At 59.9% G+C, this 12618-nt stretch carries 6 protein-coding genes; 4 read left to right on the forward strand and 2 right to left on the reverse strand.

Features of this window, described 5'->3' with window-relative positions:
- The first annotated feature begins 821 nt into the window (after nt 1-821).
- Nucleotides 822-2123 carry an aspartate carbamoyltransferase gene (locus CFter6_RS24470; protein WP_061542102.1) on the forward strand — a complete coding sequence of 434 codons (1302 nt, stop codon included), beginning with the start codon at nt 822-824 and terminating at the stop codon, nt 2121-2123.
- Nucleotides 2124-2265: 142 nt separating this feature from the next.
- Here the strand turns inward: CFter6_RS24470 and CFter6_RS24475 are convergent, their stop codons facing one another.
- The gene (locus tag CFter6_RS24475) at nt 2266-4305 is read right to left on the reverse strand and encodes an AsmA family protein (protein ID WP_061542103.1); all 2040 of its coding nucleotides are present in this window, start codon (nt 4303-4305) and stop codon (nt 2266-2268) included.
- A gap of 249 nt (nt 4306-4554) precedes the next feature.
- Here CFter6_RS24475 and CFter6_RS26195 point away from each other — a divergent pair, with 249 nt between their 5' ends.
- Entirely contained in the window at nt 4555-6519 is a 1965-nt protein-coding gene (locus CFter6_RS26195; RefSeq protein WP_061542104.1) for a DUF3300 domain-containing protein, read from the forward strand.
- Between the two features lie 224 nt (nt 6520-6743).
- Here the strand turns inward: CFter6_RS26195 and putA are convergent, their stop codons facing one another.
- The gene (gene putA, locus CFter6_RS24485; RefSeq protein ID WP_082815064.1) at nt 6744-10538 is read right to left on the reverse strand and encodes a trifunctional transcriptional regulator/proline dehydrogenase/L-glutamate gamma-semialdehyde dehydrogenase; all 3795 of its coding nucleotides are present in this window, start codon (nt 10536-10538) and stop codon (nt 6744-6746) included.
- 149 nt (nt 10539-10687) lie between these two features.
- Here putA and CFter6_RS24490 point away from each other — a divergent pair, with 149 nt between their 5' ends.
- Both CFter6_RS24490 and CFter6_RS24495 read left to right on the forward strand, forming a co-directional pair.
- Nucleotides 10688-11146 (forward strand): Lrp/AsnC ligand binding domain-containing protein, encoded by a 459-nt coding sequence (locus CFter6_RS24490; protein WP_014008389.1) that lies wholly within the window; start codon nt 10688-10690, stop codon nt 11144-11146.
- Between the two features lie 86 nt (nt 11147-11232).
- Entirely contained in the window at nt 11233-12612 is a 1380-nt protein-coding gene (locus CFter6_RS24495; RefSeq protein WP_061542106.1) for an amidohydrolase, read from the forward strand.
- The last annotated feature ends 6 nt before the right edge of the window (nt 12613-12618 follow it).

The raw sequence follows: 12618 nt of genomic DNA on the forward strand, positions 1-12618 counted from the left end.
AAGCAATCCTCCGCTTTTTTCCAAAACCGGCTTTTTCAGCTTTGTATTTAAAGATTTATATATATAAATAGTAGTAGTAGTTAACCACCTGCTTTTCTGTGGATAACTATAAATTTGACTATTCATTCAATAACTTACAACTTGGATAAATGCTGAGTAAACCTTGTATCTGGAAAGAACATTTCTTGGATAAAAATAGAGGTCTGGTTTGTTGCCTTGTTTATTCACATTAGATTCCTGTAGTTATCCAAAGACTTATCCACAGCCCTCTTTTTGGATCTCTTCTTTTCCTCATTTTCAAATAGCTGCTTTTCTTGAATTGAAGAAAGAAAAGCTCTGAAAAAAAATGATTTTTCTTAAGAAATTGCATTTTTAACTTCTTTTTATTAATTCTTTTTTAAAAGCAACTTCAAGAGAAAAAAGCTTTTCGGTTTTGTATTTAAAGATTTATATATATAAATAGTAGTAGTAGTTAACTAACTGCTTTTCTGTGGATAACTGTGAATTTGACCATTCATTCAAGTACTTATGGATTGGATAAAGCCTGAGTAATCGGTGTATCGCAAAAGAACAGTTCTTGGATAAAAAGATGACTGTGGAAAACTAACTTGGATATCCACAATTTAAAAACACGATATCCACAGCCTTATCCACAAAACCTGAAAATCGGCCTGTTTACCAAGGTTTTTGAACGTCCCAAGCCCGTTTTCAAAAAAATTTTCTCTTGCCTAAATAATGGGCAGTATCAAGGCGAGAGAAAAATCTGGACAGAACAAAGCCGAACCTTTAATGTACGCAAAGCGTATATAAAGGTGATGATAATGAGTGATCAACAGACTTTCCTGCGCGACGCCATGCGTCGTTTGAACCTGACCAGGGACCATTTTTCCGATCGCATCGGCGTCCGCAAGCGCGCATTGGATACTTGGCTGCTTCCTGAAACATCAAGTGAATTCCGGGTCATGCCGGACATTGTCAGCAAATTTGTCGGGGAAATCCTCGAAGGTGAATTGCTTCTTCCTGCCTCGACGCAGAGCGTATATCAAAATAAGATTGGCGCCCCGCTCCGCGAACAGATTGCCTATAACGGCAGACCTCAGCTGTTATCGGTGGACCAGTTTTCACGCGATTCGCTGGAGCAGCTGTTCCGCATCACGGACATCATGCAGCCCATTGCGAGGCGCCAGAAGGTCACGCGCATCCTTGAGGGTGCCGTACTGGCCAATCTGTTCTTTGAAGCCAGCACACGCACGCGTATCAGCTTTGGCGCGGCGTTTTGCCGGCTGGGAGGTTCGGTTTGCGACACTACCGGCTTCACCTTCTCTTCAATGACCAAGGGCGAGTCGATTTATGACACCAGCCGCGTCATCAGCGGTTATGCCGACGTCCTGGTAGTCAGGCATCCCGAACAAGGGGCGGTCGACGAATTTGCCCGCGCCACGAATATCCCGGTGATCAATGGCGGCGACGGCCCGGGTGAGCATCCCAGCCAGGCGATCCTGGACCTGTACACCATACAGCGCGAATTCTCGCGCCTGGGGAAACTGGTCGACGGCGCCCACATCGTCATGGTGGGCGACCTGAAGTACGGCCGCACCGTACATTCGCTGATTAAGCTGCTGGCGCTGTATCGCGGCCTCAGGTTCACGCTGGTGGCGCCGGCAACGTTGGAGATGCCGGCCCATATCCTGGAACGCATTGCGCGCGGCGGCCACGTGGTGGAGCAGTCGACCTCGCTGGCGCAGGGCTTGAAGGGGGCTGACGTCGTGTACGCAACCCGGATCCAGAAAGAACGCTTCGCCGACGAGGCCATAGAAGGCTACACCCCGGATTTCCAGATCAACCAGGCGCTGATCGACTCCGCCTGCAGCGCCGACACCATCGTCATGCATCCCCTGCCACGCGACGGCAGGCCCGGCGCCAATGATCTCAGCACCGATCTCAACCACGATCCGCGCCTGGCGATCTTCCGCCAGACGGACAACGGCATACCGGTGAGGATGGCGATCTTTGCGACCTTGCTGGGTGTGGAAAACCAGGTGCAGCATTCGATGCGCGACGCCAGCTGGCGCTCGCCGCACCACGTCGGACCGGATGATGCGGCATTTGATGGGGTCGCCTAGATGGGGTCGCGTAGGGTGGGCACCTGTGCCCACGCGTTACCGTGATATCCGGAGTACTAGCCTACGCACTATCGAAATAAGCATGTACGCGGTATGAATTCACGCGTGGGCACGATGTGCCCACCCTACCCGGCCGCTTGGCCTAGCGCGCTTTCTTTGGCCGCAGCGTCTTGCCGGGCGGCGGCGCCACCGGTTTTTCCTTGGCCAGCGCCAGCAGGCCGGCGCAATCGCTTTGCTGGTCCGGGCTGATATTAATCAAGGGCAGCACCGCCGCCACCGGAGCCAGCACGCCGAGGGCAATCGCGCCGCCAGCTTTCAACGCCAGCACACCCTTGTCCACCCCTACGTCCGGGTTCTTGAAGCTGCCTGTGACGTGCAGCGGCGACCTGAGCGAGAAAATGCGCAATCCCTTGGTCTTCGGATTGATGGTCAGGGCCAGCGATTCCTGCGCCAGGTTGACCTGGCCCTGGACGTTGATGATGGCATCGTCGGTATCCATTACGAAGGTGCGCGCATCCATCACGCCATTGGTCACGGCAAAATCGCTCGCCAGGCAATTCAGCTTGACCTGTTTGTCGCCGAACAGCTTGGAAATCACCACATTGCCGATATTCAGGCCCGCCGCTTCCAGCAGGAACTTGCTGATGGTGCCCTGGTTGATCAGGGTTTTCAGCTCGCCGTTCGAGCTGCCCAGCAGACTGGCCACCGAATTGCCGACCGCGGACAGCGAAGCGTCGCCATTGATCTCACCCAGGCTGGCCTGGGCTGACGCCAGCGTAGGGAACAGCTGCTTGATTTTCAGATGGCGCGCCGAAATTTTCATTTCCGCCTTGATCAGCTTATTGCCGCCGTCCAGCTTGATGTTGGAAACCAGGTTGCCGCCGGCCACGCCGAAGTTTAGCGGCGTCAGCGACAGCACGCTGTCCTTCAGGTGGAGGTCGGCCACCAGGTCCTGGATCGGCAGGTCTTTATCGCGGATGATCTTGCGCCCAGTGAACTTGACGTCGGCATCGATGCTGCCCCAGCGCGCGGTATCGAATTGCTCCACCGGCAGCACCTTGTTGCCCGGCTGCGCCACGCCATCGCCGCGATTGGCCTTGCTGGCGTTGGAGTCGGCGCCGATCAGCGGCGCCAGATCCTGCAGCTTGAGCTGGTTCGACAACAGCGTGCCTTTCAGCAAAGGCCGCGGCTTCTGCGCGACATATTCCAGCGTGCCGGACAAATCGCTGGAACCGACGCGGCCGCTGAACTTATCGTAGATCCAGTCGCCGCCGGCGCTGTTGAGCTTGCCGATCAGCCGCCCTTCGGTGGCGAACGGCGGCGTCGCCGGCAGCACGATGCCGGTCAGCGGGTACAGGTTGGACATGCTGGCGCCCGACAGTTTCAGGCGCAGGTCCAGCGCCGCCAGGTCGCTCGGCTTGGTCAGCGTGCCCTGGATTGCAATCGCGGTCTTGCCGACATGGACGCTGGCTTGCAGCGGATACGGCTTGCTCGAATTCTGCAGCGACAGCACCGCGCCGGCCTTGCCTTCGCCGCTGACGGCGGCTTTGTTGAAGGTGCCGCCGACTTTCCAGCCGATGCCGTAGCCCTCGGCGCTGACAGCCGGCAAGCTGTCGATGTCCGCCTTGATGTCGAGCTTGCTGACGGGATCAAGCAATCTCACCGTGCCTTTCGCCAGCACCAGCTTTTGCAGCTGCAGCTGCCAGGAAGACGGTCCGCTGGATTTGAAAGTCCAGTTGTTGTCGCCATCCGGCTTGCGCTCCAGCGCGATGCTCGGCGTATCCAGTTCCAGCGACGGCACCACGATCTGGTGCGCCAGCAGCGGCAAGGGACTCAAGGAAAACGTCAGCTGGCCGATCTCTGCCATGTGCGGACCGGTCTTGGCCCAGTCGGGATTGTCCAGCACGATGTCCTTCGCGCTCAGGCGCGGCCAGGGCACCCAGCGGCGCCAGCTGTCGAGGTCGGTCTGCGATTTTTGCCAGGTAAGCGCGAGGTCGCCGCGAATCGCAAAATTGCGCCCGGTAGCCTCGCTGACCCGCTGGTTCAGCCACGGTTTGGCGCGGTTCCAGTCGAACGTGAGCAGCAGCGCCACGCACAGGGCGATCAAACCAATCAGCGCCGCAATCGACCACAACAGCACGCGAACCGGACGCCGTAGCGGGGGAAATGTAGAGGTAGTCATAAGGTTGTGAGGCAACTCTCTATCAAAAGTTCAATTTGACAAGTATCCGGAATATTGTGCTTGCCGCTTTGATAATAATGAAACTGATAAGAAATTGTATGTCATCGGGACCCGGTGATGAGGCGTTATCCAAAGACTGGCCTCTGCATTTGTGTGAGACATGCAAGCGTTTGTAACCCGATGTTGCGTAGCCAAGCTGCCGTGCTAGCGTGTAACTACCATCGATTCCTCGTAGTCTGGAGCAAAAAAATGAGCAACAATAAAAATACCTCGATGTCGCTGATGCTGAGCGTTTGCGTAGCGGTGCTGCCGCTGGCCGCCTGCGACAAAAAACCCGACGTCGCGCCTGCCCCCCAGCCGCAGCAAGCACCGGCGGCACAAGCAGCCCCTGCCTATGTACCGCCAACCGCCGACCAGCTGTATCAGCTGGTCGGCCCCATCGCGCTGTTTCCCGACAAGCTGGTGGCGCAGGTGCTGGCTGCATCCAGCTATCCGGACCAGATCACCGCCGCCGACAACTGGCTAGCGCAAAACAAGAACCTGAAAGGGGCTCAGCTGCAGGATGCGGCCAACCAGCAGCCTTGGGACGTCAGCGTCAAAGGCTTGACGCAGTTTCCCAGCGTGCTGGACCAGATGGCGCGCAACATCCCCTGGACCTCGGCCCTTGGCGACGCTTACGTCAACGATCCCAGCGACGTCATGAATGCGATCCAGGTGATGCGTCAGCGCGCTGCCAGCAGCGGCAACCTGAAAGACAGCAAACAGCAGCGCATCGCCGTCAGGCCGCGCGTGCAGCCGGCGCCGCCCACGGACTATGCGCCGCCGCCTGGCGAACCGCTGGTCTACGCCGGCCCGGAAATGGTTGCGCCGCCGCCAGAAACCATCGTGATCGAGCCGGCCGAACCTGATGTGGTGTATGTGCCGGCCTACAATCCCGGCGTAGTCTATGGCCAGCCGTTGCCGGTCTATCCCGGTTATACCTACGAACCCCCTCCCCGTTATTATCCGCCGGGCGAGATAGTCACCGCCGGCGTGATTACCTTCGGCCTCGGCGTCGCCGTCGGCGCAGTGATCAGCCATCACGACTGGGGCTGGAATTCCTGGGGCGTGCATTGGGGCGGCGATGGCGGCGGCGGCAACTGGCGCGGCGGCGACCGCGACCATGGCTGGCACCGGCCCGCGGTTGTGTACAACAACAATACCTATGTGTCGCGCTCGACGACGATCGTCAATCGCGTGACCAACAACTACAACAACACCTACAACAACAGTACGGTGAACAACAACACCCGCAATAATTTTGGCGGCCCCGCCAATAATCCCGCCGCGGCCAACGGCGGACGCCCCCCCGGCCAGCCGGGCGGCGGCGGTGCTCCTAATTTCTTCAATGGGCAGCGGCCGAATCCGGCGGCGCAAGCGAATCCTGCACAGTCGCAGCCACAGCAGCGTCCGAACCAGAATGCAACACCGTTTGCCGGCAATCCGCGGCCGAACCATGGGCAGCCGGATTTCAGCCACATGAGCCGGCCCGATTTCGGCAAGACCCCGCCGCAGGCGAACGGCGGCGCGCCTAACGCCAATCAACTGGCGCGTCCGGGATTTCTCCATCCGGCTCCCGGCCAGCCGCAAGCTAGTGAACCGGGGCAGAAACCATTGCCGAACCAGCTACAGCAAAACGCGCAGAGCCGACGCCCGGGTCAGCCGAGGAACCTGGATGCAGAAAACCCTGTAAACCTGCATAAGAATCCTTTCAACGGCAATGTTCCAAGGCCGAACGTCAATCGGCCCGCCATGCCCGAGGCGGCAAGACCGCAGCCAACGCCGCAACCTCAGGCGCAGCCGCAAAACCTGCCTAATCGGCAGCCGGAACAGTTCCAGCATCGGCCTGAAGGCGGCCAGCAAATGCATCAGGAACCGAACCGGCCGGCGGGCAATCCCGGACCGCAGTTTTTCAACCATCCGGAATCGCGGCCGCAAGCAGCGCCGCAGCCACAGGCGCAACCCCATCCGCAGCCTCAGATACAGCAGCCGCGGCCGCAACCGGCGCCGCAACCGGCGCCTCAGATGCAACGGCCACAACCGCAGCCGCAAATGCAGCAGCCGCGACCACAGCCACAACCTCAAGTGCAGGCGCAGCATCCGCCTCAGCAAAATCACGAGCAGCCGCATGGGAACAATATCCATCCGCAGAAAAAGGATGACGATCACAAATGAGCGTGTCGAAAAAATGCAATTGAGAAGAGTCGCCGCAGGAACTCCGGCGCAATAAAAAGGCTGGCTGAACACAAGGTTCAGTGTAGGGTGGGCACGCTTTTGTGCCCACCCTACTTCTTGGCAAGCCAGCCGCGACAGGAACTCCGGCTCAACAAAAAAGCTGGCTGAACACAGAGTTCAGCCAGCTTTTTCATTTACAACGCGCGCTATCGGGTTTGCTACGCTTAAGCTTGCAAGGTCATCAGGCTGGCGTTGCCGCCGGCGGCGGTGGTGTTGACGCAAACCGCGCGTTCGGCCAGCAGGCGCCACAAGGGAATCGAAGCGTATTCCGAGGTTTCCAGCAACGGCACCAGCGCCCCGCCTTGTTCTCCGAGCGCGGTCAGCAAAGGACGCAGGCGCGCAGTGCCCGCGCCGTCGACCAGGGCCAGCTGCAAACGGGTGGCGTGGTCGCTGCCGGCAAGCTGGTCGACCACACGGATCGCAGCGCGCACCGCGCGCGGCAAACCTTCCGGGATCATGGCCGACGAGCCGGCCTCGACCACCGGCAGGTTGCCGGTAGCGAACACCGCCGCCAATTGATTCAGCATGGCGCCGACGTTATCCGCGCTGCACAGGATCGCGCCGCGCGGCGCGAACGACAGGCTGTTGCGTTCGCCGGTCGGGCCCGGCAGCACCAGTGAAGTGCCGAGCCAGCTGGCGTGCATGTATTCCTCGCCCAGCGCGGCGATGCGCTGGTGGCCGTGGGTCCTGGCCCAGCTCAGCAAGGCTTGCAGCACCGGTGTGGCGTTTGCTGCTTCGGGATTCGGCGCATGGATCGTGTGCGCCCCCAGCGATACCGCGGGATTGCGCTGCAGGCGTTTCAGGTACAACGGCCCGCCGGCTTTTGGTCCGGTGCCGGATTTCCCTTCGCCGCCAAACGGCTGTACGCCGACCACCGCACCGACGATGTTGCGATTGACGTAGATGTTGCCGACGTGGGCGTGGGCGACGATGAAATCGATGGTTTCATCGATGCGCGAATGGATGCCGAGAGTCAGGCCGTAACCGCTGCCGTTGATGGCGTCGACCAGTTGCGGCAGCTCGTTGCGCGCGTAACGCAGCACATGCAATACCGGGCCGAACACTTCGCGCTTCAGTTCCGACATGGAGCCGATTTCGATCAGCGCAGGGGCAACGAAAGTGCCATGTTGTTGTTCGGGCGGCAGCGGCAGCTGGTAGAAATCCTTGGCCGTGGCGCGCATCGTTTCGATATGCGCCAGCAGCTGGCCCTGGGCGTCGGCATCGATCACCGGACCGATGTCGGTGACGAGGCGGTCCGGATTGCCGATCCGCAGTTCCTGCATGGCGCCCTTCAGCATATGCAGGGTGCGGTCGGCGATATCGTTTTGCAGGCACAGCACGCGCAAGGCGGAGCAGCGCTGGCCGGCGCTGTCGAAAGCGGAATTCAGCACGTCTTGCACCACCTGTTCCGGCAGTGCGCTGGAATCGACGATCAAGGCATTCTGGCCGCCGGTTTCAGCGATCAGCGGCAAGTCCACCGACTCTGCCAGCGAGCGTTTGGCCAAGGTGCGGTTGATGATCTGTGCGACCTCGGTAGAACCAGTGAAAATCACTCCCTTGACGCGCGCATCGGCGGTCAGCGTGGCGCCGACGGTATCGCCCTGGCCCGGCAGGAATTGCAACGCGGCCGGCGGCACGCCGGCTTCATGCAGCAGCTGCACCGCGCGAGCGGCGATCAGCGGCGTCTGTTCGGCCGGCTTCGCCAGCACCACATTGCCGGCTGCCAGCGCAGCGCTGACTTCGCCGATGAAAATCGCCAGCGGGAAATTCCACGGGCTGATGCATACCACCGGTCCCAGCGCCAAGGCATTCTGGGTATGCCGCACCTGCGCCGCGTAGTAGCGTAGGAAATCGACCGCTTCGCGCACTTCGGCAATCGCGTTCGGCAATGACTTCCCTGCTTCGCGGATCGCCAGCGCAATCAGTTCCAGCTGGTGCACTTCAAACAGGGCTGCGGCGCGTTCCAGCTTGTCGGCCCGTTCCGCCGGCGGCAGGGTTTGCCAGTCCATGGCGTAGACGCTGGCGGCATGCAAGGCCTTGTCGACATCGGCGACGCTGGCTTCGACCACGCTGCCCACCACATCGCGCTTGTCGGCCGGATTCAATATCGGACGCGCAGCCTGGCTGTAAGTTTGCAGCTCAGCCAGCATTGGCGTGGCATGCCATTGCTGCTTGCCGAACACGCCAAAAGCACTGTCGATCTGGCGCAGGACTTCTTCACTGCTCAGGTCCAGGCCGGCCGAATTCTTGCGCTCCGCGCCGTACATCGCGGGCGGCAGGGCGATCTGCGGATGCGGCTCGCCGCCCAGCTGTTGCGCGGCTTGCAGCGGATCGGCGATGAGCGAATCGATGCTCACGCTTTCGTCGACGATCTGGTTTACGAACGAAGAATTGGCGCCGTTTTCCAGCAGGCGCCGCACCAGGTAAGCCAGCAGGGTCTGGTGCGAACCGACCGGCGCATAAATCCGGCAAGGCTTGTCCAGCATGTCTTTGCCGACCACCTGGTCGTACAAGGTTTCGCCCATGCCGTGCAGGCACTGGAATTCATAGTCGGTGATGTTTTTTTCCTGCGCCCAGCTGTAGATGGTCGCCAATGTATGCGCGTTGTGGGTAGCGAACTGCGGATAGATGACATCGGTGGAGGCCAGTAGTTTCTGGGCGCAGGTCAGGTAGGAAACGTCGGTGTACACCTTGCGCGTGTATACCGGGAAGCCGGGCAAGCCGTCGACTTGCGCGCGCTTGATCTCGGAATCCCAATACGCGCCCTTGACCAGCCGCACCATGAACTTGCGGCCGCTGCGGTGCGCCAGGTCGACCAAGTAGTCGATCACGAAAGGACAGCGTTTCTGGTAACCCTGCACCACAAAGCCGATGCCCTCGAAACCGGCCAGCTCGGCGTCGAACGCCAGCGCTTCCATCAGGTCCAGCGACAGTTCCAGGCGGTCCGCTTCTTCGGCGTCGATGTTGAGGCCGATGTCATATTGCTTGGCCAGCAGCAGCAGCTGTTTCAGGCGCGGCAGCAATTCTTCCATGGTGCGTTGCCGCTGCGCGCGCGAATAACGCGGATGCAGCGCCGACAGCTTGACCGAGATGCCCGGGCCCTGCTTGATGCCGCGGCCGTTCGATGCCTTGCCGATGGCATGGATCGCATCTTCGTACGAGCGGTAATAAGAGGCCGCATCTTCTTCCGTCAACGCCGCTTCGCCCAGCATGTCGTAGGAATAGCGGTAGCCGCGTTTTTCATTGTCGCGGCTGTTGCCAAGCGCTTCGGCGATGGTCTGGCCGGTGACGAACTGGTTGCCCAGCATGCGCATGGCGACGTCGACGCCCTTGCGGATCAGCGGTTCGCCGCCGCGCCCGATCAGTTTGGTCAGGGCCGAACCCAGGCCGCGTTCGCTATTGGTGGCGACCAGCTTGCCGGTAATCAGCAGACCCCAGGTGGCGGCATTGACGAACAGCGACGGCGATTCGCCCAGGTGGCTGCCCCAGTCGCCCTTGCTGATCTTGTCGGCGATCAGGCGGTCGGCGGTCTGGTGGTCCGGAATGCGCAGCAGCGCTTCGGCCAGGCACATCAGCGCCACGCCCTCTTCCGACGACAGCGAGAATTCGTGCATTAAGGCGTCGACGCCGGACGCGCGCGTACGTTTTTCGCGCACCGCCTGCACCAGCTTGCGCGCCAGCGCCTGGCTGGCGGCATGCGAGCCGGTGCTGGTTTGCACTTGCGCCAGCAGCCATTGCACGGCCAGGGTTTCATCGCGCCGGTAAGCGGCGGTGATGGCGGCGCGCAATGACGTCGGCTCGCTCATGACTTCCCGGTGGAAGACGCTGAATGCGGGGCTGAACATGGCAGGGGAAGTAGGGTCGGGCTTGGATGACGGCTGTAGCGGCGGCATGGCGGTTGTCTCGGTGAGGATATTGGTTTTGTTAATTTGCTTTAGAGCATTATTTAGTGCATCAATCACAGCGACCGGTTTAACAGTCCGGGAAAGTGAAGTTGTTCGATTGTAGGCGGCATCGGCATGGATTAATTCTGGTAATAATGGTCGCTATCAAAATTTTGTTATTGGTGAGAAAATTTAACCGAATAAAATTTTTCGGAAGATAGTGCATGCTTGACAAGATCAGCAAGAAAATCCTGGCCGAATTGCAGAACGATGGCCGCATCAGCAACGTCGACCTGTCTGCCCGCGTCAACTTGTCACCCGCCGCCTGCCTGGAGCGCGTCCGCAAACTGCAGGAAGCCGGCTACATCCTGCACTACACCGCCCAGCTCAATCCGCAGCTGCTGGACGTCGCCTTGCTGGTGTTTATCGAAGTGGTGCTGGACCGCACCACGCCGGAAGTCTTCGAAGCGTTCAGCCAGAGCGTGCAGATCATTCCCGAGGTGCTGGAGTGCCACATGGTGGCCGGCGGTTTCGATTACCTGGTCAAGGCGCGCGTCAAGGACATGAACGCCTACCGCGAGTTTCTCGGCAAGTCGCTGCTGCAGCTCAAGGGCGTGCGCGAGACGCACACCTACGCGGTGATGGAAGAGGTCAAGCACACCACAAAACTGCCGATTCGCTGAGGGCCGGCAGTTACAGTTCGTTGGCAGATCGTGTCACAATAGTTGTCCTTGTATCATCAGAACAACTATCTTGGAGAAGACACATCATGCAATTGCCGGGAATTCCACACAAATTATTGTTTAGCCTGATTTGCGGTTTGAGCGGACATGCCGCCATCGCTGTCGCAGCATCCGCGCCTTTGCCGACCGCCATATCCGCTGCTGCCGACGCTGCCCGCTCTGAAATCGCCCAGCAAGCCAAGGCCCTGGAACCGGCGCTGCTGGAGACGCGGCGCGATATCCATGCGCATCCGGAACTGGGCAATGTCGAGAAGCGTACCGGCGAACTGGTGGCGGCGCAGTTGCGCGCCCTGGGACTGGAGGTACGGACCGGCGTTGCACGCACCGGCGTAGTGGCGATACTGAAAGGCGGCTTGCCCGGCCCGGTCGTCGCCTTGCGCGCCGATATGGATGCGTTGCCGGTGAAGGAAGTATCGGACCTGCCGTTCGCTTCGCACAGCAAAGGCCGTTACCTGGACAAGGATGTCGACGTCATGCACGCCTGTGGCCACGATGCGCATACGGCGATCCTGCTGACCACGGCCAGGATCCTGAGCGACATGCGGGTGCGCCTGCCGGGCACCGTGGTGTTCTATTTCCAGCCGGCGGAAGAAGGCCCTAGCGATTTCGTGCCGGACGGGAAAAACACTTGGGGCGCAAAAATGATGGTGCAGGAAGGCGTGATGAAAGCGCCCAAGCCGGATGCAGTGTTCGGCCTGCATGTGTGGGCCGGGATTCCCGCTGGCCAGATCGCCTATCGCGCCGGTCCGACGCTGGCCAGTTCCGACGACCTGCGCATCCGCATCCTCGGCAAGCAGACCCATGCCGGCCGGCCGTGGGACGGCATCGATCCGATCACCGTCAGCGCCGAAGCGCTGGTGGGCCTGCAAACCGTGGTCAGCCGCCGCACCGATATTTCTTCCTTCCCGTCGGTGGTCAGCATCGGCACGATCAACGGCGGCACCCGCTATAACATCATCCCGGAATCGGTCGACATGACCGGCACCATCCGTTCCTACGACTATGGCATCCGCCAGAAGCTGCATGCGAACGTGCGCCAGACCGTGGAGAAGATCGCCGAGAGCGGCGGCGCCAAGGCCGAAGTCACCATCATCGAAAAATACGATCCGACCATCAACGACGCCGGCCTGACCGAAAAAATGGGCCCCACCTTGCGCTGGGCCGCACAAAACGATGTGACGCAGAGTCCGCTGGTCGGCGGCGCCGAAGATTTTTCTTTCTTTGCGAAAGAGGCGCCCGGCTTGTTCGTGTTCCTCGGCATCACGCCGCGCGGCCAGGATATGGCAAAGGCCGCGCCGAACCACAATCCGGGATTCTTCGTGGATGAATCGGCGCTGGTGGTCGGCGTGCGCACCATGGCGTCGCTGGCGACCGATTACCTGTACGCCGCTGCTGCGCCACGCTAAACCGGT

It is taken from the genome of Collimonas fungivorans, assembly GCF_001584145.1.
GTDB classification, from domain to species: Bacteria; Pseudomonadota; Gammaproteobacteria; order Burkholderiales; family Burkholderiaceae_D; genus Collimonas; species Collimonas fungivorans.

Bases quoted from the DNA above. Each gene is read 5' to 3' on its own strand.
- CFter6_RS26195 (WP_061542104.1), top strand. From the start codon at position 4,555: ATGAGCAACAATAAAAATACCTCGATGTCGCTGATGCTGAGCGTTTGC.
- CFter6_RS24495 (WP_061542106.1), top strand. From the start codon at position 11,233: ATGCAATTGCCGGGAATTCCACACAAATTATTGTTTAGCCTGATTTGC.
- CFter6_RS24470 (WP_061542102.1), top strand. From the start codon at position 822: ATGAGTGATCAACAGACTTTCCTGCGCGACGCCATGCGTCGTTTGAAC.
- CFter6_RS24475 (WP_061542103.1), bottom strand. From the start codon at position 4,305: ATGACTACCTCTACATTTCCCCCGCTACGGCGTCCGGTTCGCGTGCTG.
- CFter6_RS24490 (WP_014008389.1), top strand. From the start codon at position 10,688: ATGCTTGACAAGATCAGCAAGAAAATCCTGGCCGAATTGCAGAACGAT.